This window comes from Sorangium sp. So ce1153 (assembly GCF_051521595.1).
Taxonomy (GTDB): Bacteria; Myxococcota_A; Polyangia; order Polyangiales; family Polyangiaceae; genus Sorangium.
This window is the reverse complement of sequence record NZ_CP150361.1, coordinates 12,894,302-12,916,833: the sequence shown is the minus strand read 5'-3', so window position 1 is coordinate 12,916,833 and position 22,532 is coordinate 12,894,302. Positions and strand designations below refer to the sequence as shown.

19 protein-coding genes are annotated in these 22,532 nt (G+C 72.9%); 7 read left to right on the top strand and 12 right to left on the bottom strand.

Annotated elements, in window-relative coordinates:
* Window positions 1–160: 160 nt before the first annotated feature.
* Window positions 161–3,667 carry a DNA translocase FtsK 4TM domain-containing protein gene (locus WME85_RS47010; RefSeq protein ID WP_437831193.1) on the bottom strand — a complete coding sequence of 1,169 codons (3,507 nt, stop codon included), beginning with the start codon at window positions 3,665–3,667 and terminating at the stop codon, window positions 161–163.
* Between the two features lie 318 nt (window positions 3,668–3,985).
* Between WME85_RS47010 and WME85_RS47005 the strand changes: the two genes are divergently transcribed.
* From WME85_RS47005 to WME85_RS46995, 3 genes are all read left to right on the top strand, one after another.
* A complete protein-coding gene (locus WME85_RS47005; RefSeq protein ID WP_437831190.1) occupies window positions 3,986–5,590 on the top strand; it encodes a hypothetical protein in 1,605 nt (534 codons plus the stop codon).
* Window positions 5,591–5,942: 352 nt separating this feature from the next.
* Window positions 5,943–7,019 carry an FHA domain-containing protein gene (locus WME85_RS47000; RefSeq protein ID WP_437831187.1) on the top strand — a complete coding sequence of 359 codons (1,077 nt, stop codon included), beginning with the start codon at window positions 5,943–5,945 and terminating at the stop codon, window positions 7,017–7,019.
* A gap of 168 nt (window positions 7,020–7,187) precedes the next feature.
* The gene (locus WME85_RS46995; protein ID WP_437831184.1) at window positions 7,188–8,555 is read left to right on the top strand and encodes a L,D-transpeptidase; all 1,368 of its coding nucleotides are present in this window, start codon (window positions 7,188–7,190) and stop codon (window positions 8,553–8,555) included.
* A gap of 219 nt (window positions 8,556–8,774) precedes the next feature.
* Here WME85_RS46995 and WME85_RS46990 read toward each other — a convergent pair whose 3' ends face one another.
* From WME85_RS46990 to WME85_RS46950, 9 genes are all read right to left on the bottom strand, one after another.
* On the bottom strand, window positions 8,775–9,113 hold the full coding sequence (locus tag WME85_RS46990) for an ATP synthase F0 subunit C (protein WP_012240589.1): 339 nt from the start codon (window positions 9,111–9,113) through the stop codon (window positions 8,775–8,777).
* Window positions 9,114–9,407: 294 nt separating this feature from the next.
* A complete protein-coding gene (gene atpB, locus WME85_RS46985) occupies window positions 9,408–10,175 on the bottom strand; it encodes a F0F1 ATP synthase subunit A (RefSeq protein ID WP_437831182.1) in 768 nt (255 codons plus the stop codon).
* A 226-nt stretch (window positions 10,176–10,401) separates the two neighbouring features.
* Window positions 10,402–10,842, bottom strand: coding sequence for an ATP synthase subunit I (locus tag WME85_RS46980; protein ID WP_437305570.1), 441 nt, complete (start codon window positions 10,840–10,842; stop codon window positions 10,402–10,404).
* Entirely contained in the window at window positions 10,832–11,200 is a 369-nt protein-coding gene (locus WME85_RS46975) for an AtpZ/AtpI family protein (RefSeq protein WP_437831180.1), read from the bottom strand. The genes WME85_RS46980 and WME85_RS46975 overlap by 11 nt, the downstream gene beginning before the upstream one ends.
* 105 nt (window positions 11,201–11,305) lie before the next feature.
* Window positions 11,306–11,932 (bottom strand): RdgB/HAM1 family non-canonical purine NTP pyrophosphatase, encoded by a 627-nt coding sequence (gene rdgB / locus WME85_RS46970; RefSeq protein ID WP_437831178.1) that lies wholly within the window; start codon window positions 11,930–11,932, stop codon window positions 11,306–11,308.
* The gene (gene rph / locus WME85_RS46965; protein ID WP_437305567.1) at window positions 11,929–12,702 is read right to left on the bottom strand and encodes a ribonuclease PH; all 774 of its coding nucleotides are present in this window, start codon (window positions 12,700–12,702) and stop codon (window positions 11,929–11,931) included. Before rph ends, rdgB begins: the two co-directional genes overlap by 4 nt.
* 71 nt (window positions 12,703–12,773) lie before the next feature.
* On the bottom strand, window positions 12,774–13,781 hold the full coding sequence (locus WME85_RS46960; protein ID WP_437831174.1) for a murein hydrolase activator EnvC family protein: 1,008 nt from the start codon (window positions 13,779–13,781) through the stop codon (window positions 12,774–12,776).
* Window positions 13,778–14,671, bottom strand: a complete 894-nt coding sequence (locus WME85_RS46955) for a cell division protein FtsX (RefSeq protein WP_437831172.1) — start codon at window positions 14,669–14,671, stop codon at window positions 13,778–13,780. Before WME85_RS46955 ends, WME85_RS46960 begins: the two co-directional genes overlap by 4 nt.
* 40 nt (window positions 14,672–14,711) lie before the next feature.
* Window positions 14,712–15,395, bottom strand: a complete 684-nt coding sequence (locus WME85_RS46950) for a cell division ATP-binding protein FtsE (RefSeq protein WP_437831170.1) — start codon at window positions 15,393–15,395, stop codon at window positions 14,712–14,714.
* Between the two features lie 116 nt (window positions 15,396–15,511).
* Between WME85_RS46950 and WME85_RS46945 the strand changes: the two genes are divergently transcribed.
* The 4 genes from WME85_RS46945 (at window position 15,512) to WME85_RS46930 (ending at window position 21,323) form a co-directional block, all read left to right on the top strand.
* Entirely contained in the window at window positions 15,512–16,501 is a 990-nt protein-coding gene (locus tag WME85_RS46945; RefSeq protein ID WP_437831168.1) for a methionyl-tRNA formyltransferase, read from the top strand.
* A 127-nt stretch (window positions 16,502–16,628) separates the two neighbouring features.
* On the top strand, window positions 16,629–17,684 hold the full coding sequence (locus WME85_RS46940) for a PilZ domain-containing protein (RefSeq protein WP_437831166.1): 1,056 nt from the start codon (window positions 16,629–16,631) through the stop codon (window positions 17,682–17,684).
* Between the two features lie 24 nt (window positions 17,685–17,708).
* Window positions 17,709–20,756, top strand: a complete 3,048-nt coding sequence (locus WME85_RS46935) for a BamA/TamA family outer membrane protein (protein ID WP_437831164.1) — start codon at window positions 17,709–17,711, stop codon at window positions 20,754–20,756.
* A gap of 60 nt (window positions 20,757–20,816) precedes the next feature.
* Complete coding sequence (locus tag WME85_RS46930) at window positions 20,817–21,323, top strand: hypothetical protein (RefSeq protein WP_437305560.1); 507 nt, start codon at window positions 20,817–20,819, stop codon at window positions 21,321–21,323.
* A 162-nt stretch (window positions 21,324–21,485) separates the two neighbouring features.
* Here the strand turns inward: WME85_RS46930 and WME85_RS46925 are convergent, their stop codons facing one another.
* Both WME85_RS46925 and WME85_RS46920 read right to left on the bottom strand, forming a co-directional pair.
* Window positions 21,486–21,665, bottom strand: a complete 180-nt coding sequence (locus WME85_RS46925; protein WP_436619988.1) for a hypothetical protein — start codon at window positions 21,663–21,665, stop codon at window positions 21,486–21,488.
* Between the two features lie 301 nt (window positions 21,666–21,966).
* Complete coding sequence (locus WME85_RS46920) at window positions 21,967–22,263, bottom strand: hypothetical protein (RefSeq protein WP_148314458.1); 297 nt, start codon at window positions 22,261–22,263, stop codon at window positions 21,967–21,969.
* Window positions 22,264–22,532 lie beyond the last annotated feature (269 nt).

The following is a 22,532-nucleotide window of genomic DNA, read 5'->3' as shown; positions in this document are numbered from 1 at the left end:
CGAACGGGAAAGTCAAAACAACCGCCATGCTAGCGCGCAGCCCCGGCGGCGGGGACGACAGGGCTGTGCTCTCCTCAACATCCATCTCGGTTCGCTCGCCCGAGTCGACGGCGTGCCAACACGCGTTGCGGGGCGGCGTCAAGATGGCTCACGCGAGGATTCAGATCGGCGCGATCAGCACCTCGCGATCCTTGGCGCCGTTCGCGGGCCCGACGAGCCCGCGCTTCTCCATCGCCTCGACCAGCTTGGCGGCGCGGTTGTAGCCGACGCCGAGCTTGCGCTGCAGCCACGAGGTCGAGCAGCGCCGGGTATCGGCCACGATCCGCACCGCGGCGTCGTACATGGGGTCGGTCTCCGCGTCGGACGTGTCGGGCTCCTCGCCCTCCTCGTCCCGGGGCCGGAGGATCGCCTCGTCGTAGACCGGCTCCCCCTGGAGCCGGAGGAAGTCGGTGATCTTCTGGACCTCCTCCTCGGAGCAGAACGGGCACTGGACGCGGCGCGTGTCGTTCGAGCCGTTCATCTTGATCAGCATGTCGCCGCGGCCGAGCAGGTGCTCGGCGCCCTGCTCGTCGAGGATCGTGCGGCTGTCCACCTTCTGCGCGACCCGGAAGGCGATGCGCGTGGGGAAGTTCGCCTTGATCATGCCGGTGATCACGTCGACGCTCGGCCGCTGCGTCGCGAGGATCACGTGCATGCCGGCGGCGCGCGCCTTCTGCGCGAGCCGGGCCACGCTCGCCTCCACGTCCTTGCCCTGCTGCATCATCAGGTCGGCGAACTCGTCGACCACGATCACGATGAAGGGGATCTTCTCCGGCAGCGCCGCGTCCGACCCGTCCTTGGCCGCGTCGATCTCCACCTCGAGCCCATCGGCGCCGATCGCGCTCACCTTGGCGGGCGGCTTCGGCGGGCGCGCCTCGCCGCGCTGCACGCGCTCGACCCACGCGTTGTAGGTCGTGATGTTCTTCGTCCCCGCGTTCGCGAAGAGCTGGTACCGGCGCTCCATCTCGTCGACGGCCCACTTGAGCGCGTTCGCCGCCTGCTTCATGTCCGTCACGACCGGCAGGAGCAGGTGCGGGATGCGATCGAAGGGCGCGAGCTCGACGACCTTCGGATCGATCATGAGGAGCCGGAGCTCCTCGGGCGTCTTGCGGAAGAGCAGGCTCACCAGCATGACGTTGAGCCCGACGCTCTTGCCCGCGCCGGTCGCGCCCGCGACGATGACGTGGGGCATCGACGCGAGGTCGGCGAAGTACGGCGTTCCGATGATGTCGCGGCCGAGCACGCACGGCAGCGGCGCCTTCATCTCGAGGAAGCGGCGGTCCTCGACGAGCTCGCGCAGGTTCACGGGCAGGCGGTGCTCGTTCGGGATCTCGAAGCCGATCCGGTTCTTCCCGGGGATGGGGGCGACGATGCGGACCTTGCGCGAGAGGCCGAGCGCGAGGTCGTCCGCGAGGCCTGCCACCTTCGACACCTTGGTGCCGGCGGCGGGAGAGACCTCGAACGTCGTCACGGTCGGCCCCGGGTGGATCTCCTCGACCTTGCCGCTCACGCCGTAGTCGGCGAGCGTCTTCTCGAGGAGCTGCGCGGTCGCCTTGAGCTGATCCGCGTCGAGCTGGATCCGCCCGCCCGCGGCCGCGTCGAGCATGTCGGTCAACGGCAGGCGGAAGCCCGCTCCGCTGGCCGGGACGACCTTCACCACGGCCGGCTTCTCGCTCACGAGCTCCCGCCTCGTGTCGACGATCGTCGGGGCGCGCGGCGCGGCGCCCTGAGGCCGCTCCGGTCCGCCGGCGGGCGGAGGCTCGCGGTGGGCCACCCTGGGCTCCGGCTCGCGGGCGGCCGGCTCGCGGGCGGGCAGCTCGCGCGGCTCGCGGTGGGCCAGCCTGGCGCCCGGCTCCCGCACCGGCAGCTCGCGCACCGGCAGGATGGGCGACGGTGTGGGCACATCGAGCACTTCCGGCTCCGCGAACGCGTCTGCGTTGTCCTCGTCCGCGCTGTCCTCGTCCGCGCTGTCCTCGTCCGCGTTGTCCTCGTCCGCGTTGTCCTCGTCCGCGCTGTCCTCGTCCGCTGAAACGAACGCCGCGGCCTCGTCCGCGTCGTACTCCTCCTCGATCTGCACCTCGCGCTCGACGATGCGCGTCTCGCCCGCGAACGGCGATTCGTCGACCTCCTCCAGGGCAGCGGCGCCTCGCGGCTCTGCGGGGGTCGTGGCGCGGCGCCGCGCAGCCCGGCGCGGACCACCTTCGCGCGGCTCGACGGCGCGCTGCGCCCTCTCGCGGAGCTCGTCGAGCCGCTGCGCACCCTCGCGCGGCTCGGCGGCGCGCTGCGCCCTCTCGCGGAGCTCGTCGAGCCGCTGCGAGCCCTCGCGCGGCTCGACGCTGTGCGCCGCCGCCGCGCGCGGCTCGTCGTCGTGCGCCATCACCTCGCGCGTTCCGTCGCTCTGCGGAGCCTCGTCGTGCGGCTCGGCGGCGCGCAGCACCACCTCGTGCGCCTCTCCGCCGTGGATCACCACCTCGCGCGGCTCGGCGGCGCGCAGCACCACCTCGTGCGCCTCTCCGCCGTGGATCACCACCTCGCGCGGCTCGGCGGCGCGCAGCACCACCTCGTGCGCCTCCCCGCCGTGGATCACCGCCTCGCGCGCCTCCGCGCCGCGGACCACCGCCTCGCGCGCCTCCGCGCCCTGCTGCGCCGCCTCGCGCGGCTCGCGGGCCTGCGCCTTCCGCCCGCGCCGCGGCTTCGGCGGGGCCGCCGGCTCCTCCGGGGCGGCGGTGAGCGGCGCGCTCTTCCACAGATCGATCGCCGGCGCCGCGGCGCCGGCCGGCTCCACCGGCGTGCTCCTCGCGCCGGGATCGGAGAGCGGCTCGTCGGCGTCGTCGGCCAGCGCGGCGATGATCGCGTCGGGGCTGGAGTTGCGCGCGATGATCGGCGGCCCCTCCTGCTCCGAGGCGGCCGCCCGACGCTCCAGGTCGCGCGCCGCGGCCCACGCCCCGAAGAGCGCGCGCGCCCAGCCGGCGACGCGCGCGGCGATCGCGACCGCGAGCTGCTCGGCCCGGTGCGCGAGCTCGATGAACGAGAACGTCGCGCGGCCCATGAGGATGAGCGCGACGATGGTGAGCCCGATGATGTACGAGCCGATGTTCGAGAAGAGCGCGCGCAGCACCTCCCCGAACAGCTCGCCCACGGCCCCGCCGAGCGGCATCGCGCCGAACGCGACCGCCCGCGGGAACGCGACGTGCGAGAGCGCCGCCAGCACCACGACGACCACGACGTCGCCGCTCAGCCGGAACATGCTCGCGATCGAGCGCCTGGAGCCGAGCAACGGCGTCGCGAGCAGCGCCAGCTCGAGCGGGACGAACCACGCGATGACGCCGACCGCCTCGACCGACGCGCCCGCGAGCGCCGCGCCCACCGGCCCGACCCAGTCCTCGCCCGAGAGCTCCGGGCGCAGCGGATCCGCGCGAAATGACGCGAGCGCCAGCGCGCTGTACAAGGCGGACACCAGGAGGACCAGCGCCGCCGCCTCCCGGGCATAGCTATGTCCCTGCGGCGCGGCAGGACCCGCGACCCCCGCCGGGCTGGTCCGTACGGCGCCGCGCGCCCCGGAACGCAACGGCTCGGCAGGGCCGGCGGCGGGCTGGGCACGGCGAGGAGCGAACAAGGGGACGTGCATACCTACCTAAACCTACTTTGCTCACATATGCGTACTCCACCCCGGGGGCAAGAAGTCTGGATGGCCTGGTAAGAATCGGGCACGGGCGGAAGGTTCGGGTACTTTCGCGTGCTTCCGCGCGCTGGCGTGTGCCCGAGGTCGCCCGAGAGCGACGGCGTCGTCGGACCCGAGGGGGCCGAGGGCCTGGGGAGACGCGGCCGCGATGGAGTTTCGGCCGGATTTGACGCAAACTTTGTTCGAGCTCCCTTCCTATCGTCCTTGAAATTCTTTCAAACAGGACGCGGCGGGCGGTACCATCCCCACCCTCCTGGGACGTGCATGGAAACTGTCGAACGAGCAGGGCGGCGCGCTGGCGCTGCGGGCCTTCTTTTGCTGTGCCTCGCGACCGCGGGCGTGGGGCTCGCCACCAGCGGGTGCCGCGTCAACGAGAACGACATCCACCGCTGGGAGACCACGGCCCACGGGCCGGACAAGCTCAGGGCCGTCTTGTTTCACGACAAGTACGACAACTCGCTCCGCGTCGAGGCGGCCACGTCGCTCATCCGCATGAAGCCGCGGCAGGGCCGGCGCGTGGGCATCGGCATCATGGTCGAGACCCTCGCGACCATGGCGCCCGAGGCCCGGCAGGCCATCGTGGCGTCGCTCGTGCCGTCGATCATCGCCGAGCTCAGAAAGCCGCCGCCCGTCGCGCAGCCCGGGCAGCCGGTCCCGCCGGACACCTCGTTCCCCTACAAGGACGCCGCGTACGCGATGCTCACGTCGGACCGGACGGTGATCATCGCGGACGAGGGGCTGAAGGAGGGGCTCAAGGCCGCGCTTATCGACTGGGCCATGGCGGACTTCGAGCACCGGCTCGAGGACCGCTCGCAGGCCTACGGGATGGAGCAGCTCCTGCGCGCCATCGGCCCCGCCGCGGTGGCCGGCCTGCCGAAGCTCATGACGCGCGAGGCGAAGCGGCTCGACCAGATGGCGTCGCTCGTGGCCGAGTACGGCGACCCGCCGACCAAGGAGGCCGCCTCGGCGAACCTGGTCACCATCGCGAAGTTCGTCACCTCGAGCGAGTGGGTCAACGCCAAGAAGCCCGACCTTCAGGCGGCGAACGCCGCGTCGAAGCTCACGCCCACCGAGAAGCAGTTCGAGGCGCAGCTCGCGCAGTACCAGGAAGAGGAGCTCTTCCGGGTCTTCGGCTCGATGAAGAAGCTCGGCGGCCGGCCGTCGGTGGACTTCCTCCTCGGCTTCGCGGCGGACAAGGAGCAGCCCGAGAAGCGCCGCCAGGCGGCCCTCGCCGCGCTCGAAGGCCGGCTCGACCGCAACAACCCGAGCGACATCCAGCGCATCCTCGAGATCGCGACCGCCGACGCGCCCGACGCGGTGCTCGACCAGGCCTTCCGCCGCGTCGGCGAGATGCCGCGCGAGCTCGTCGTCGAGAAGCTCTACGGCCTCTTCAAGACCGACAAGTGGAAGATCCGCCGCGCCGCCGCCGCGACCATCCTGAAGATGTCGACGGTGAAGCACATCGACGAGTTCATGAGCAGGCTCCCCGACAGCAAGGGGTTCGCCATGGGCGAGGCGCTCACGTACGGCGCGGCGTTCGGCGACCTGAAGGAGGGCTCGCCCCTCGAGGCCCTGCAGAAGCACTTCGCCGCGGGCCCGGCGCCGGCGCGGACGAGCGCCATCGCCTACTACTTCACCTTCGGCACGGCCGCCGATATCCCCGCGGTCAAGGCGCTCGAGGGCGACACGACGCGCGCGCCGGTCTGCGAGGCCGACCCGGACTGCAAGTGGGCGTGCGAGGTGCCGAAAGAAGGGTCCACGGAGCGCGAGCTCAGGGACGTGAAGACGGTCGGCGAGTTCGTTCAGTACTGCATCGAGCCGGCCATGCAGGACAGGAAGCCGGAGCTCGAGAAGGGCGAGAAGAAGTGACGGGAGCGCCGGCGCAGAACGCGGGATCACCGGGAGGTGCTGCGGCGATCCCGGCGCGGCTCCGGCCGGCGCTCGCCCCGCGCTCCACGCTCGGCTCGCGGCGCGGCGAGGAGCCGGGTTTCACGGCGGGCTGCGCGGGCTCTCGAGGGATCTCACGCCGTCATGCTCACGGTCGCAGCGCGCCATCGGCGCGGCCCAGAGCCGTCAGGTGCTTGCAGGGAAGAGGCCGGGAGGAGGCTTCCCAGCGCAATTCATCCTCCATTATCGTTGGGTAGAGATGAGCGCGGATCCGAACAAGAAAAGCGCACGGACGTTCCAGTGTCGCGATGTCCTTTGGGAGACGTTCGAGCAGATGGCGCGCGAGCTCGAGTGCTCCATCGACTACCTCATCAATGAGTCGATGAAGCAGTACGCGCGGCAGCGAAGCTACAGCCCGCGCACGCCCTTTCCGCCGCCCGCCAGGGTCGACGGACCGCCCGGCTCCGGACAGCAGGCGGCCCCGCACGCTCATCAGACCGCAGCGCCCCCCAACGCGACGCCCCAGCCGCCCGGGCTGGTGACGCCCGGCTCGGCGCCGCCGTTCGGCGCGGGCGCCGCGCCGATGGTCGCGATGCAGCAGCAGCCGGCGGTCGGCGGGTCGCCCTACGGCGCCTCGCCCGGCGCGCCCTCCTACGGCGCGCCTTCGCCTCCGTACGGCGTGCCCCCCGTGGGGCCGATGCCGACGCCCGTCCCGGCGCTCACGCCGCCGCCGCCGCCGCCGGGGCAGGTCCGGCAGGGCGCGCCGCCGCCGCCGCCGCCGCCGCCCGGCAGCAGCAGCGCCGGCGGGAAGCGACCGAGCCTGCCCGTGCCGCCGCCCATCCCGGGCCGCGTCGGCGGCCCGCCGCCGCCGCCGACCAGCGTGACCCGCCTCGGCGCGCCGCCGCCCCTCCCGTCGCAGGCCTCGAACCCCGGGGGGCGCCAGAGCATGCCCGGCGCCTCCGCGGGCCGCTCGGGGCCGCCGCCGCCGCCGATGAGCAGCGCGACCGGGTACGCCTCGCCGATCGCCCCGCCGCTGGCGCCGCCGCCCTACGGCATGCCGCCGCAGGCATCCAGCAGCGTGCCGGGCCCGCCGCCGCTGGGCATGGGGATGCCGAACCAGGTCCCCGCCGGCCCGGCGCTCGCCGCGTTCTACGCGGGGCAGCGCTTCGTGGTGAACAAGGACCGCTTCATCATCGGGCGCGGCAAGCAGTCGAGCGATCTGACGATCAAGGACCCGAACGTGTCGCGCCAGCACGCCATGGTCGAGTTCCTCAACGGCCAGTACTACATGGTCGACATGGGCTCGACGAACGGCGTCGAGTACAACGGCCAGCGCATCGCCCGGAAGGCCATCGTCGAGGGGGACCTCTTCCGGATCTGCGACCACGAAGTGCGCTTCTCCTACCGCTGACCGCGGGCGATCTGGCCTGTGTCGGGCTCAGGTCGCGCGCCGAGCCGCGACACCCCGCCGGGGCCAGATGATCCGCGCCGCGGCGCCGCCGGGGGGAGGGAGCTCGGGCGCGGCGCCAGGCGGGAGTTTGGCTTGAGCGCGCGCAGCGTCCTAGGATCCCGCCGCAAGATGGTGAAGCGTGGAGGCGCCGCGGCCGGCTCGCGGGGACTGCGCCGCGGCGCGCTGCGAGGCGTGCGCCGCGGCGCGCTGCGGGGCGCCGCCGCGGCGGTCGCGCTCGGCGCGGCGATCTGGGGCGGGGCGGTCTTCGCGTCGCAGCTGCCGCCGTGGGTGCCGGCGGGCGAGGTCCCGCTCCCGGCCTGGGTCAAGAGCGCGCGCGTGCTCAAGCGGGACCAGCCGCTGTTCGAGGCGCCGGGCGAGAGCCCGCGCCGCCGCGGCTCCGTCGACCGCAACGTGCAGCTGCCCATCTTCGCCGTCCGGCGGGCCGACGGCTGCCTCGGGCGCTGGCTCGAGGTGGGCGCCACCGCCTGGGTCTGCGACGACGCCGTCGAGCTCTCGGCCGCAGGTCCGATCAGCCCGCTGGTGCGGACGTGGCGCGAGATGCCGGACGGGCTCCCGTACCGCTACTACTTCGTCGGACCCGACGGATCGTTCGGCTACCGCCGGGCCGAGGCGGCCGACATCGACGCGCCGGACGCGCAGCTCGAGCCCGGGTTCGCCGTGGCGATCGTCGAGGAGCGGGCCGTCGGCGGGGCGCGGTACGGCCGCACGAACAGCGGCTTCTGGGTGCCGATGCGCGATCTCGGTCCGGTGCGCGCCTTCGCGTTCCACGGGGTCGACGTCCCCGCGGGCGCCGCGCAGATCGCGACGGCGTGGGTCGTGGCCGAGCGGGCGCCGCTCTTCACGCGGACGGCGGCGGGCTTCGCGCGGACGCGGACCGAAGAGAGCAAGGCGCGGTTCGAGGTCGTCCCCTACCTCGAGGAGGCGCAGGGCGCCGCGGGGAAGCTCGCGCGCATCGCGGACGGCGACGGCGCGGCGTGGATCGCGGTCCGGGATCTCCGGCGGCCTTCGATGGCGCCACCGCCGCCCGAGGTCGACGTCGAGGCGGGCGAGCGGTGGATCGACGTCGAGCGAGCGACGCAGACGCTCGTGGCGTACGAGGGGCGGCGCCCTGTGTTCGCGACGCTCGTCTCGACCGGCAAGGGCGCGCCGGGGTCGCCGCGCGCCACGCCCGCCGGCACCTACCGCATCTGGGCCAAGCTGCTCACCTCGGACATGGACAACCTCGAGGACGAGGGCGCCGAGCGCTACTACCGGATGGAGGACGTCCCCTACGTGCAGTACTTCTCCAAGGGGGTCGGGCTGCACGGCGCGTTCTGGCATCGCTCGTTCGGCCAGGTGCGGAGCCACGGCTGCGTGAACCTGGCCCCGCTCGACGCGCAGCGGCTGTTCTGGTGGACGTCGCCCCGGCTCCCCGCCGGCTGGACGGCCGTCCTCCCCACGGCGCACGAGCCGGGCACCGTGGTGCGCGTGAGGTAGCTGCAGCAGGGCACGCCGACGCCGCGAGACGCAGCGGGAAGCGAGCTCGCGTGGCGGGCGTTGCCGTGCGGGCTGGCCGCTCGTGCGATGCGTCGTGGTGCTCGGGCGGGGACGTCGCGCGCGGCGAGGCTCCGTGGAAGGAGCGCTCGGCCGGCGCAGCGGGGAGGGCGGAGAGAAGGAGCAGCGGAGCCGGCCCGGCGGGGCGCGGCGGGCGCTGGCTCAGGGGGCGATCTTGCCCTGGAGGAAGAAGGCGATGACCCAGGAGAGGAGCACGAGCGACTCGATGAGCGCCAGGCCGAGGATCATCGGGGTCTGGATCCGCGCCGCAGCGCCCGGGTTCCGGGAGATGCCTTCCAGGGCGGCGGCGGCAGCGCGCCCCTGGCCCATGGTGCCGCCGAGGGCAGCGATGCCGATCGCGAATCCAGCCGCGACGGCGAGCCACGAGTTCGCGTCGTACTTGTTCGACGCCGCGCCATCCTGCGCCAGCGCCATAGCGGGAACCAGTACCAGCGCAGTGCCGACAACGGCGGACAGCGACAGCTTGCTCTTCAGCGACATCCGAATCTGCTCCTTTCAAGCCACACAACCCGCGCGGGGCTGCATGCGTAACATCTGCGTGGGTCGGGGGCTCCGCGGGCGGCCCCCCATCGAGATCCGGGGATCGCTCCGGGGACCTCTTCTACTGCTTCGGCAGGGGATCCGCTTCCGCGGCCCACCCACCTCTCTGGGGCAACCCATCGACAGCGGGGCCCCTCTAATCCGTTTTTCGAGGGCTGGCTAGCCTTCTCTTCACCTTCGGCGCCGTTCTCTGCGGCGTCGGCGAGGCCCTGACCGAGCGGTCAGGCGAAGCGGTCAGTGATGGTCCGCCTTCTCCGTCGCGAGGCCGATGTAGATGCAGCTCAGCAGGCAGAACACCAGCGTCTGCACGACGATGACGATGATCGCCAGGAACATCAGCGGCACCGGGACGAACAGCGCGACGAGCCCGAGGAAGATGCTCGCCACGAGGTGGTCGACCCCGATGTTGAGCATGAGCCGGATCGACAGCGTGACCGGGCGGACGCAGGTGGAGATGACCTCGATGGGGAAGATGAGCGGCGCCAGGTACCACTTCGGCCCGGCGAGGTGGGCGACGTAGCTCCAGCCGTTCTCCTTCAGCCCGTAGTAGTTGAACAGGACGAACACGACGACCGCGCACCCGAGCGTGATGTTCAGGTTCGAGGTCGGCGGGTTCACCCCGGGGATGAGCGCCGAGGCGTTCGAGAAGAAGATGAACGCGGCCGAGCCCCCGATGAGCGGGAAGTACCGCTTCGCGTTCGCGGGCCCCATCACGTCCCGCGCCATCCCGTAGAAGTAGCCGAAGAACGCCTCGAAGAACGTGCGCAGCGTGAGCTTGTCCTCCGGGATCACCGACTCGTTCAGCCGCCGGTACTGCGCGCGCACCTCGCTGGCGAGCAGCACGAACAGCAGGATGATCAAGAAGCTCATGAAGATCGGCTCGGTCCCGCGGTAGTCCACGGTGTGGTGACCGATGAAGGTCTTGCCGATGTTGCGAGCGTTCTCCCGGAGTCCGGGGAGCTGCGCCAGGAGGTACGTGAGGAACCCTGTGTGCTCAGGCATGGCTTTCGTCGTCGATGCGCCGCGCTGGCAGCCGCGCGGCTGCGCCGGCACGGTCGCGTGCTGGCGCGCCTTGGGGAGTTCGCCCTCGGTCGAGGGGCCTCGCCTCTACCACAACTCGTTTACGGTGGGCACCCTGGAGCGCGCCTGGGCCGCTCCGCGTGGCGCGCCGGTCGCGCCGGCGCCGCCGGTCCTCCCGGGAGGCCAGCCGGGCGCGACCGGCGGGGGCTCAGTCCGCGGGGGGCTTCGGTCCGAACAGGGTCCCCAGGCTGATGCCGACGACGAGCGAGGCGTAGCCGACCATCAGGGCGACCCCCGAGACGGCCTCGGTCTTCAGGACGAGCCACACGCCGCCCATCAGGCCGGTGAGCTTCACCATCGCGATCAGCGTCCACGAGACGGTGTGGCCCCGGCGCGAGATGAACGCGTCGACGATCCGGGCGAAGACGTACAGGTTCGCCGTGGCGATCGCGCCCCCGAGGGCGACGCCGAGCGCCGCGCGCGGGCCGTACGCGAGCAGCCCGGCGACGGACAGGACCGCCGCGGTGCCGGCGACCCAGCGGAGCACGGCGCGCATGGTCGCGTCCCCGACGCCCGGTCTGTCCTCCGCGTCGGGCTCCCTGGGCGGCGGCTCGCTGCCGGAGTCCCCAGCTCGTCGATCAGCGCTCATCGTGCTCCTTCGCGGGCCGCCGCTCGTCGAGATCGTCGGTCATCTCGCTCGAGGCCGCCCGGCGGTCTTCGCCCTGCGCGCGCTCGTCCTGCCGCGCCTTCCGGTCGTCGAACATCGGCGCGGGGTTCCCCTGCTCGCGCTCCTCGCGCGCGGCCACCGCCTGCATGTCCTTCCACGCCCGATAGACCGCCTTGCCGGCGGCGCCGAGCCCGAAGAAGAACCAGAGCACCGACATCAGCGGCTCGGTCCCGAGCTTCCCGTCGAGCCAGCGGCCGATGAAGAGGCCGACGAGGATGCTCAGCACCACCTCGAGACCGATGGTCCCGTAGCTCCCGACGGCCTTCCACTCCTGCTTCATCAGGGGATCCGATCACCCGGCAGTACCTGGGTGCCTCTGGTCGCGATTACAAGCGGTCCCCGACGGGGTCAACCGCCGTCGGGCGCTCGGCCCGAGGCGCCGCGGCTAAGCGCGCCGCGCGATCAGCGCCTCGAGCGACGCCCGCATCGCCTGCGCGGCCTTGCCGCGGTGGCTCACGAGGTTCTTCTCGGCCTCGCCGAGCTCGGCCATCGTCCGTCCGTAGCCCTCCACGACGAACAGCGGGTCGTAGCCGAAGCCGCCCGCGCCCCGGGGATGCCGGCCGATCCACCCCTCGCAGCGCCCCTCGGTCACGATCGGCGGCGCTTCGGATCCCGGATCGAGCAGCACCATCACGCAGCGGAAGCGGGCTCGACGCTGGTCGTCCGGCACGCGCTCGAGCGCCGAGAGCAGCGCCTCGTTGTTCTCCGCGTCCGTCGCGCCCTCGCGCGCGAAGCGGGCGGACCGCACGCCCGGCCGTCCGCCGAGCGCGTCCACCTCGAGGCCCGAGTCCTCGGCGAGCGTGACGAGGTTCGACCGGAGCGCCCCGGCGCGCACCTTGAGGAGCGCGTTGTCCAGGAACGTCTCGCCGTCCTCGACGACCGGCGGCGCGTCCGGCAGCACCTCCGCGAGCGAGCGCACCTCGATCGGGAGATCGGAGAGCAGCGACCGCAGCTCCGCGAGCTTCCCCCGGTTCGAGGTGGCGGCGAGCAGGCGCAGCGGCTCCCGGCTCACGCGACCCTCCAGTGGTCCGTCTTGAACAGCCCGGAGAGGTCCACGCCGGCGTCGGTCAGCGCCCGGTGCTGCGCGCTGGCGAGCGACGCCACGCCCGCGAGCGCGAGATCGATCATGCTGTCGAGCTCCGTCCTGGGGATGGCCTCGTCCTCGGCCGTGGCCTGGACCTCGACGATCGAGCCGACCGCCGTCGCCACGACGTTCATGTCGACGCGGGCGGCGCTGTCCTCGGTGTAGACGAGATCCAGGGCGAGCCCGCCCGGGAGGTGGCCCACGCTGATCGCCGCCACCTGATCGCGGAGCACCGGCCCGCGGAGCGACCCGGCCGCGCGCAGCCGGTCGAGCGCCAGCGCGAGCGCCACGAACCCGGCGGTGATCGACGCGGTCCGCGTGCCCCCGTCCGCCTCGAGGATGTCGCAGTCGATCGCGATCGTCTGCTCGCCGAGCTGCTTCAGATCGACCGCCGCCCGGAGCGCGCGCCCGATGAGCCGCTGGATCTCCTGCGTGCGCCCGCTCGGGGCCTTGCCCCGCCCGTCGCGCGACTCCCTGCGGGCGGGGCTCGAGCGCGGGTGCATCTGGTACTCGGCCGTGAGCCAGCCGGCGCCCTTGCCGCTCATCCAGGCGGGGACCGTGGGATCGACCGACGCCGTGCAGAGCACGACCGTCCTCCCGGCCCGGTAGAGGACCGACCCCTCTGCGTTGCGGTGGAACCCGAGGATCATCTCCACGGGGCGGTGGACGTCGAGGGCGCGGCCGTCAGGGCGATTCACGAGCGCCGCCTTAGCACAACTCGGGCGTGGCACCGCCTCGGCGCGCGGCGGCGGCGACGAGCACCGCGGCGCTACATCCCGAACCAGGGACCCGGGTCGATCACGTCGGCGCCGCGCCGCAGCTCGAAGTAGAGCTTCGCGCCGTCCGGCCCGCTCGCGACCGTGCCCACCCGCGCGCCGCCCGGGAGCTGATCGCCGGCCTTCACGTCCGCGGCGCCGAGGTGGGCGTACACCGAGTAGTGCCGCTCGCCGTGATCGACGATCACGGTGAGCCCGTAGTCCGCGTAGGTGTCGGCGAACGCCACCCGCCCAGCGGCCACGCTGCGGACCGGCGCGCCGTCGAGGGCGGTGAGCTCGACGCCCGGGCCCCCGGCGCCGCGGCGCGACACCTTGCGCACCTCCGCGCGCCCGGCGATCGGGAAGGGGAGCCGCCCCATGAGCGAGCGGAAGCCGGCGCGGCGATCGAGCTCGGCGGGCCCCACGTCCGCCCCGTAGATCGCGAGGTAGTCGGGGCGCACGCTCGTCTCGAACGCGCGCGCGAACGCGGCGCGGCGCTCCTCCTCCTGGGCCAGCGCGACCCGGGCGCGGTTCATCGCCTCGCGGTGCACCTCGAGGGGCGCGCGCTCGGCGCCGAGGTGCGTGAGGCGGTCGGCGAGCTCGGCGCTGCGCCGGGTCAGCTCGGCCTCGCGGGCGAGGTCGCGCTCGAGGGCGAGCCGGGTGCGCTCCACGCGGGCGGCGTGGTCGACCAGCGCGTCGAACCCGCCCCCCACCGGGAGGAAGCCGGCGCGGACGTGGCGGTAATACGCGCGCCCGCGCGCGATCATCCGGCGGCGCGTGACATCGAGCGCCGGGCCGATCGCGTCGAGCTCCGCGCGCAGCGCCTTCTCCTCGGCGTCGAGCTTCGCGAGCAGCCGGTCGAGATCGTTCTCCGCCAGCGCGGAGCTCGGGCGCGCCGCCGGAGCGGGGGCCGTCGCGCCCGGCGGCGGAGTCGGATAGAGCGCCGGAACCTCCGCGCCGCTCGTGGCGGCGCCGGTCAAGAGCGCCAGCGCGATCGGGGCGATCCGGGCGCGGCGCTTCACACCGCCACCATCTTGCGCAGCGTGAGCAGCGCGGTCGCGGCGCCGAGCGCGGCGCCGAGGCCGACCATCCCGAGCGCGACCGGCCAGGGCAGGAACGACGGCGAGACGCCGAGCAGGTTCGCGAGCTCGTGATCGAAGCGGCCCCGCACCATCATGAACAGGGCGCCCAGCATGAGCAGCGCGCCCGCCGCGCCGGCGGCGCCCTGCGTCGCGCCCTCGACGATGAACGGACGGCGCACGAAGCCGTCGGTCGCGCCGACCAGCTTCAGCACCTCGACCTCGATCTTCCGGCGGTGCAGGAGGAGCCGCATCGTCGATCCGATGACGCTGACCACGGCGCAGAGGACGATCGCCGCGAGGCAGGCGCTCGCGGCGACTCCGCCGCCGAGGAGCGACGAGAGCCGCTCCGTCCAGCGCTGGTAGGTCTCCACCGTGTCCACGGCCGGCAGGGCGCGCAGCTTCACGGTCATCGAGGCGAGCGCCTCGTCGGAGACCTCCTCGGTGAAGCCGACCTCCAGGGACGCGGGGAACGCGCTCGTCGGCAGCGCGGCGAGGGCCTTGTCGCCGTCGTCGTGCACCACCTCGCGCCGCGCCTCGGCGCTCGTCACGAGCCGGACCTTCTTGACGCCCTCGGTGCCCTCGAGCGCGCGGGTGAGCTCCGCGGCCTCCGCCTCGGTCGCGCTGTCGCGCAGGTAGATCGTGGCGCGGCCGGCGCGGGACCAGCGATCGCGCACCGCCACGAGGTTCGTGACCACGAGGAGGGCCGAGGCGAGGCAGACGAACGCGACCGCGAGCGAGAAGATCGACAGCGCCTGCAGGCGCCAGTCGCTCCTCCCGGCCCGCCAGGTGCGCACCCACCTCCGCCGATCGTCTCGTTCGCTCGTCTGCATCCGGTCCCTCTATCCGTCGCCTGGGGCGGCGCCCTCGGCCCTACGCGGCGCCGCGCACGCCGCTGTCGAACTCGTCCTCGCCCTCGTCCTCGCCGGCCGCGAGGTCGCCGCCGGCCCCGAGGCCGTGCGGCACGTCGGTCGCCTTGCCGTCGTCGAGCACCACCACGCGCCGCGGGCGCACGTCGAGCAGCGTCCGATCGTGCGTCGCGAACAGCACCGTCGTCCCGGTCTCGTGGATGTCCTCGAACAGCCCGAGCAGATCGATCGCGAGCTGCGGGTCGAGGTTGCCGGTGGGCTCATCCGCGAGGATCAGCGCTGGCTCGCCGACGATCGCCCGCGCGATCGCGACGCGCTGCTGCTCGCCGCCGCTCAGCACCTGCGCCCGGTCACCGCCGCGCCCCGAGAGCCCGACGCGCTCGAGCGCCTCGCCGACCCGGGTCCGCAGCAGGCGCGACGGGAGGCCGAGCACCTCCAGCGCGATCGCCACGTTGTCGAACACCGTCCAGCTCGGGACCAGCTTGAAATCCTGGAACACGAAGCCGATGTTGCGCCGCAGCGCCGGGATGGACGTGTCGGTCAGGCGCGCGATGTCCCGGCCGAGGAAGAGGATCCGCCCGTCGTCCACGCGCTCGGTGCGGTGCACGAGCCGGAGGAGCGTGCTCTTGCCCGAGCCGCTCGGGCCGGTGATGAACACGAACTCGCCGCGCTCGATCGACAGCGACATGCCGCGGAGCACCGGCTGGTCCGCGCGGTACGACTTATATACGTCCTCGAAGACGAGGATCGGTCGCCGCGCGGCGGACGCGTCGTAGCGGTGGCCGGGCCGGAGCGCCGGACGAAATGAGCCTTGCGGGGGGGGCGCCGCCATCGGACCCTTCACCTATCAGCCTGCTCGGACACGGAAAACTTTTCGACCGAGGGCCGGACGGGCGTCCCCTCCGGATCGCCTTCTTCGGCCTCCCGCTCGCGGCGTTGCTGCTCCACGGCGACGGCCACGAGATCGCCCTCGCCGCGATCAGCCGCGCGGACGCCGTGGGGCTCCGCCGCGCTCGCCGCGTCTTCGGCTCGCGCCTCGTGCTGCGCCCCGACGTCGGGCGCCCCGCGCTCCGGTCGCGCGTCGAGGCGCTCGCGCCCGACCTCCTGGTGAGCTGGTTCTGGACCACGCGCCTGCCGATGTCGCTCGTGAGGGCGGCGCGGCTGGGGGGCATCGGCGTGCACCCCTCGCTGCTCCCGCGCCACCGCGGCCCGGATCCGACGTACTGGGCGATCGCGTCGGGCGACGCCGAGAGCGGCGTCACGGCGCACCGGATCGAGGCGGAGTACGACACCGGCGACATCCTGGACCAGGAGCGGCTCCCCATCGATCCGGCGTGGACCGCGTGGCAGCTCGCTCGCGCCCTGGATCGACCGAGCCTGCGCGTCCTGCGACGCACGGTCGCCCGGTTCGCGCGCGGCGAGGAGGTGGCGGGCGTCGCCCAGGATCCGGCGCTCGCGACGGCGGCGCCCGCGCCGGACGACGAGGCGTGCGCCATCTGCTGGTCCTGGCCGACCGAGCGCGTCCTCCGGCACATCCGCGCGCTCGCGCCGGCGCCTGGGGCGTGGACCGAGATCGAGGGCGCCTGCGTGATCGTCCTGCGGGCCGCGCCGGCGCCGGGCTTCCCCGAGGCGCTGGCGCCGGGCGAGGCGGTGGCCGAGGGCGGGGTGGCCGTCGTGCGGACCGGCGACACGGCGGTCGCGTTGCTGGCGGGGGAGATCGACGGAGAGCTGGCGTCGGCGGGCGAGCTCGCGGCGCTGGTGGCGTCGGGGGTGTCGGGCGCGCCGGGCGGGTGACCGCCCGCCGGGGCGCGCTCGGCGGCCGGCCGCGCTTCGCCGGCGGGTTCGCCTGGCCGGCTCGCGGGTCATCGAATCCTGAACCCGCGCGCGCGCGACCGCGTAGGATGCGCCCTTCGGAGGATTCATGTCGGAACCCGCGCAGCTTGCGAAAAGCGCCCGCGAACTGCTCGCCGCGGCGCTCAATGCGCTCCAGTCGAACGGGGTAGCGTCGCCTGAGATCGAGGCGCTCGCCGAGCCGATTGCGCAGGCGATGGGCATCATGCACCGCATCGAGCGTTCGGGGGGGCAGGCCCTCGACGGCAGCGAGATCGCGCTCGGTCACGTGCGCGACGTCCTGAACCGTCTGCAGAGGATCACCGTGGCCGATCCGGTGGTGGACGTGCTGATGGAGCACGTCGCCTCCTCGCTGAGCAAGGTGAATGCGCTGAACAGAGCGCAGGCCGCGAGCGCGTCTGCGCAGGCGCCCGCGCCTGTCGCAGCTGCGCCCGCGCCTGTCGCGACTGCGCCCGCGCCTGTCGCGGCTGCGCCCGCGCGCGTCGCGGCAGCTGCGCCCGCGCCCGTCGCGGTGGCCGCACCGCCGCCGGTCGCGGTGGCCGCACCGCCGCCGGTCGCGGCAGCTGCGCCCGCGCGCGTCGCGGTGGCCGCGCCGCCGCCCGTCGCGGTGGCCGCGCCGCCGCCCGTCGCGGTGGCCGCGTCCGCGCACCTCCAGCACACGCTGCCCTCGCCGCAGCAGCCAGGGCACGCGCCCGCCCCCCCTGCGTACCCCGCCGCGCCTCACCCGGCGGCGGACGCGCGTCGCGCGCCGCCGTACCAGCCCGCGCCGCAGCCCATCGACGGCCGCGCGCCCGCCGCGGTCGTCGACGTCGAGCTCGGCGCTCTGACCCCCTCGAATTTTTACAAGGGGCTCGCTGGCAACGACGTCATCGAGCACGGCGGCGTCTTCGTCGCGACCTACAAGATCCCGCCGATCGGCTCCGTCGTCACCCTGCGCGTCCGCCTGCCGGGCGACTACGAGTTCACCGCGTCTGCGACGGTCCGGTGGACGCGCGAGGCCGGCGGCTCGCGGGATTCGGCCGAGCCCGGCTTCGGCGCCCGGATCACGCAGATCTCCCCGGAGGGCCGGCAGCTCGTTTCCCGGTTCACGCGCAACAGGGAGCCGCTCTTCTACGACGACCTCTGACGTCGCCACGCCGCATCGGTCCAGGTGAATCTACCTCCCGCGCGCCCCGGCTCGCGAGCGAGCCGGCCGCTCCACCGCGCAGCCTCCGTCCTCGTCGCCGTCGCCCTCGCGGCGCTGCTGCTCCTCACGCCGCGGCCCGCCCGGGCGACCGGCGACCCCGATCTCGCGTTCTGGACCTTCGAGACCGAGCACTTCCGCGTGCACCACCCGCAGGGCCTCGCGCCGATCGCGGCGCGCATCGCCTCGCTCGCCGAGACCATCTACGGGCGCGTCGAGGACGCGCTCGGCTACGCCCCGAAGAGCCGCACCGAGATCGTGATCACCGACGACTCCGAGATCGCGAACGGGTCGGCCGGCACGCTCCCGTACAACGCGATCCGCCTCCTCGTGTCCGGGCCCGAGGACCTGTCGACGCTCGGCGACTACGACGACTGGTACCTCGACCTCGTCACGCACGAGTTCACGCACATCGCGCACATCGACAACACGTCGGGGATCCCGGCGATCCTGAACGCGATCGTCGGCAAGTCGTTCTCGCCGAACCAGGTGCAGCCGCGGTGGATCATCGAGGGGCTCGCCGTCGTGAGCGAGAGCAACCACACGAGCGGCGGTCGGATGCGCTCGACCATGTTCGACATGTACCTGCGCGCCGACGTGCTCGAGGACAACATCGCGGGGCTCGATCAGATCTCGAGCTCCGCGTTCCGCTGGCCGCAGGGCACCCTCTGGTACCTCTACGGCTCGAGGTTCCTGGGCTGGATCCTCGACGTCTACGGGCCCAACACGATGCGCGCCGTCTCCGCCGACTACGGAGCGTCGCTCGTCCCGTGGGGGATCAACCGCGCCATCCGCCGCGTGACCGGCAGGACCTACGTCGAGCTGTACGAGGGCTGGAAGGACCACCTCCGCCGGCTCTACCGGGAGCAGATGGCGGAGGTCGAGGCGCGCGGGTTGCGCGAGGGCACGCGGCTCACCCACCACCAGCGCACCGTCTATTACCCGCGGTTCGTGCCGCCCGTCGCGCGCCGCGGCGCCGCGGACGAGATCGTCTACTACCGTGACGACGGCCGCGAGCGCCCCGGCATCTACCGCCTCTCCCTCGCCGCGCCCGCGCCCGGGAGCGAGCGCCCGGAGGCGCTCGTCGCGCGCACCAACTCGGCCTCGCGACCGGCCTTCACGCCGGCCGGAGACATGGTCTTCACGGCGCTCATGCCGTGGCGCAACCAGTACTACCGGGACGACCTCGTCTTCCTGCCGCGCGGCGAGGCGGCGCCCGACGGCGACGAGCCCTCGCGTCGACGGCTGACGCGCGGCCTGCGCTCCTCGGCCCCGGACGTGAGCCCGACCGGAGAGCACGTCGCCTTCTCCCTCAACAGCAAGGGTACCCGCTACCTGGAGATCGCGCGGCTCTCCCCGAGCGGCATTTCGGAGCGGCGCGATCTCGTGCCGAGCGCGCGCTTCGAGCAGGCCTACTCCCCGTCGTTCTCGCCCGACGGCAAGCTCCTCGCGTACAGCGTCTGGACCGCCGGCGGCTACCGCGACATCCGCGTGGTGGACGTCGCCACGGGCAGCTTCCGTCAGGTGACGCGCGATCGCGCGACCGACATGAGCCCGGCGTGGTCGCCCGACGGCGGGACGCTCTATTTCACCTCCGACCGCACCGGCATCCACAACGTCTACGCCCACGATCTCGCGACCGGCGCCCTGCGGCAGGTCACGAACGTGAGACTCGGGGCCTTCCATCCGGCGATCAGCCCCGATGGCAAGACGCTTGTCTATGTCGGGTATACCTCCCGGGGCCACGACCTCTTCGTCATGCCGCTCGATCCGGCGCGCTTCCTCCCGGCGCCGCCGCCGCCGGGCGACCGCCCCGACCCCGCGACCGAGGTCTCGGCGATACGGATGGAACGCTCTCCGTACAACCCGCTCCCCACGCTCGCGCCGCGGGCGATCACGCTCGCCTACGCGCCCGGGAGCTATGGCTCCAACGCCCTGACGGTGAGCGTGAGCGGCGGCGACATCGTCGGTCGCCACGCGATCTTCGGGGAGCTCACGGTGCAGCCGGACGCGCCGTCCCCGGACGTGCTGCTCGGGTACAACTACGGGCGCTTGCCCATCGACCTCGGCGTCCGCGGCTACCACGTGACGTCGCCGCGCCGCGGCTACCGCATCGGCGGCCGGGACATCACCTACGACGAGCGATCGATCGGGATCGTCTCGGGTATCAGCTATCCGGTCCGCGGCGAGTTCTCGTGGCAGACCCTGAGCGCGTCGTTCAGCAGCGTCGCCTTCAAGGGGAAGCTCCCCATCGGCGACCGCCTCGACCCGTACGCGCCCCGGACCATCCTCCCGCCGCAGGGCACGCTGAACCTCGCGCACCTCGGCTACGCGTTCTCGAACGCCGAGGGTTCGGTCGACGCGGCCGGCGCTCCGCGCGGGATCGCGCTGAACGCCGGCCTCGATTACGCCGGCCCGGAGACGGGCAGCAGCTACACGACGTACGCGTTCTCGACGGCGCTCAGCGCCTACGTGGCGATGCCCTGGTCGGGCGACCACACCCTCGCATTCCGCGTCGCCGGCGCCGTCTCCGGCGGCAACTTCCCCCGGGGCGCGGCCTACGCGGTCGGCGGGTACGACCTCGAGAACCTCACGCTCGCCGACACGTTGATCACCGGGGTCACGAATAGCTCGTTCACGCTGCGCGGCTACGCGCCGGGCGTGGTCTCCGGCCGCTCGTATTTCTCGCAGACGTTCGAGTACCGCGTGCCCGTCCTGCAGCCGGATCGCGGCATCTCGACGTTGCCGATTTACCTGCGCCGCATCGACGCGAGCCTCTTCCTCGATCACGGCGGCGCATTCAACCGCTTCGAGACGGACGATCTCGCGCTCTTCAAGCGCGGGAGCCTCCTCTACTCGCCCCAGCTGCACACCTCGATCGGCGGCGAGGTGTGGTTCAGCCTGAACGTCGGGTACGTCGTCTTCTCGCAGCTGCGTTTCGGGTACGCCTATGGCCTCAGCGACCTCGCGATCCCCGGCGGCCAGCTCTACTTCGTCTCGACGAACTCGTTCTGATCGCCCCGCGTCCGCTGGAAATTTTGCCCGCGCCGACCCCTTCGCCCACGGTGCTCGGCCATGCGCCGCGTCCTCCTCGCCCTCAGCCTCCTCTCCCTCGCCAGCTGCGGCATCGCCCCGAGCAGCTCCCAGCGCCTCACCGAAGCCGCGCTCGAGATGAACACGGCGGCCCGGTTCGGCCGCATGGATGTCGCGCTCGAGCGCGTGGGCTCGCGGGCGCGCCAGGACTTCATGAGCCGCCACGCCGACTGGGGCACCCGAATCCGGGTCGTCGACGTGGAGTTCGGCGGCTTCGAGATGACCCAGCGCGACGAGGCGGAGGTCTACCTCGACGTCCTGTGGCTGCCGAACGACGAGGCCACGGTCCGCACCACCCGGATCGCCCAGCGCTGGCGCGACGAGCGAGGCCACTGGGAGCTGGTCGGCGAGGAGCGGAAGGACGGCGACGCCGGGCTCCTCGGCGAGCCCCCGCCCGCGGCGAAGGCGGCCGACGAGGCGGCGAGCGCGGGCGACGCGGGCCGGAAACCCGGCCTGAGCCTCCACACGCGTGTCATCCTCGATGAGTGAACGTCGCCGCGAATCCCGGATGGGGGCGGCAGCGCACGGGGGACCGCGCCTGGCTCAGGCGAGCTGCCAGACGGCGCGATCCTGATGATCGTCGGGACCGCGCGTCGCACCACCGTCGCCGCGCGGTCCCACGCGCGGCCGGGCGGACCGGCCGCGCACCCGTCAAGCAGCCGGGGAAGAGCTGGCGGGAGCCGCAGCCTTCGAGGCGCGCGGCTTCTTGGCCTTGCCGGCGACCTCGGTCGTGGCCCTCGACAGCTTGCTGCGCTTGGCGCGCTCCTTCTTGGCAGCCTGCGCCTTGCGGCGCCTCATCTTCATCGACTGGCGACGATCGCGCTTGCCCATCTGCTTCAATCTCCTGACGGTCGGGGGCGCGGGCGCGGCATGGTGAAGACAGCTCGCCAGGCGAGCCCCATCCTGCACTGGCGGATGGTCTGCCGCGGGGCCCCTCAAAGGGAGCGGGAATGTGCCCAAGAGCGAATGGGAGCGCAAGGGGCAATGCGCTCGGAAACGCGGTTCCCGGGCTAGACGCGTGTGCAGTGTCTCGCGCGCTGGCAGCGCCGGCGTGTCGTCGCGCTCGCCGCGTCTGCCCCGTTCGTCGCGTTCTGCGCGGGATCTCGCGCGGCTCAGCCGCGTCCGGCTGGTCTCAGCCGCCGACCGCGCCGTCCAGCGCGACCTCGCGGCCGCGCACCTCGAGGCGGTACCGGGAGTTCACGGTCTCTATGTAGAACACTTCGCGCCCGGCGAGACGCAACACGCGCTTGACCGGCGTCGTCACATATTCATGCATTCCGTCGGAAAACTCGATGACGATGACCGAGCCTTTCCGTGGTGCACGGACGAGCCGGCCAACGACTGCGCGCGATCCCCGGCCGAGCTTGCGGAGCACAACCTGCACAACAGAGATGCTAGCACGCAGATCTCGGCCGAGCACAAGCTGCACAAGCAGCACCTCTCGCAACTAGGTCCCACCCTGGCCCAGGGTGTCCGGCTGCATCCGAGCCGCCCGGACCTTCGCGCCGCCGACGGCGGACCGGGTGTAGGGAGGGCAGCTCCCGGGCAAAAAGTTATGTAAATCAATCGTGTCGACGGCGCGTACAATGGTTCTGCAAATCCCGCCGGCCGTCGAGCGGGCACAACGACCCGCCGCGTCGTCGTGCGCGGGATCGCGGGCTGGGCGGAAACAACGACGACCGCTCTCAGCCTTGCAGC

What these genes read in the sequence shown, in the direction of transcription:
- WME85_RS47010 (WP_437831193.1), bottom strand. Translation starts at nt 3,667, where the DNA reads ATGCACGTCCCCTTGTTCGCTCCTCGCCGTGCCCAGCCCGCCGCCGGC.
- WME85_RS47005 (WP_437831190.1), top strand. Translation starts at nt 3,986, where the DNA reads ATGGAAACTGTCGAACGAGCAGGGCGGCGCGCTGGCGCTGCGGGCCTT.
- WME85_RS47000 (WP_437831187.1), top strand. Translation starts at nt 5,943, where the DNA reads ATGGCGCGCGAGCTCGAGTGCTCCATCGACTACCTCATCAATGAGTCG.
- WME85_RS46995 (WP_437831184.1), top strand. Translation starts at nt 7,188, where the DNA reads ATGGTGAAGCGTGGAGGCGCCGCGGCCGGCTCGCGGGGACTGCGCCGC.
- WME85_RS46990 (WP_012240589.1), bottom strand. Translation starts at nt 9,113, where the DNA reads ATGTCGCTGAAGAGCAAGCTGTCGCTGTCCGCCGTTGTCGGCACTGCG.
- atpB (WP_437831182.1), bottom strand. Translation starts at nt 10,175, where the DNA reads ATGCCTGAGCACACAGGGTTCCTCACGTACCTCCTGGCGCAGCTCCCC.
- WME85_RS46980 (WP_437305570.1), bottom strand. Translation starts at nt 10,842, where the DNA reads ATGAGCGCTGATCGACGAGCTGGGGACTCCGGCAGCGAGCCGCCGCCC.
- WME85_RS46975 (WP_437831180.1), bottom strand. Translation starts at nt 11,200, where the DNA reads ATGAAGCAGGAGTGGAAGGCCGTCGGGAGCTACGGGACCATCGGTCTC.
- WME85_RS46955 (WP_437831172.1), bottom strand. Translation starts at nt 14,671, where the DNA reads ATGCAGACGAGCGAACGAGACGATCGGCGGAGGTGGGTGCGCACCTGG.
- WME85_RS46950 (WP_437831170.1), bottom strand. Translation starts at nt 15,395, where the DNA reads ATGTCGCTGTCGATCGAGCGCGGCGAGTTCGTGTTCATCACCGGCCCG.
- WME85_RS46945 (WP_437831168.1), top strand. Translation starts at nt 15,512, where the DNA reads ATGAGCCTTGCGGGGGGGGCGCCGCCATCGGACCCTTCACCTATCAGC.
- WME85_RS46940 (WP_437831166.1), top strand. Translation starts at nt 16,629, where the DNA reads ATGTCGGAACCCGCGCAGCTTGCGAAAAGCGCCCGCGAACTGCTCGCC.
- WME85_RS46930 (WP_437305560.1), top strand. Translation starts at nt 20,817, where the DNA reads ATGCGCCGCGTCCTCCTCGCCCTCAGCCTCCTCTCCCTCGCCAGCTGC.
- WME85_RS46925 (WP_436619988.1), bottom strand. Translation starts at nt 21,665, where the DNA reads ATGGGCAAGCGCGATCGTCGCCAGTCGATGAAGATGAGGCGCCGCAAG.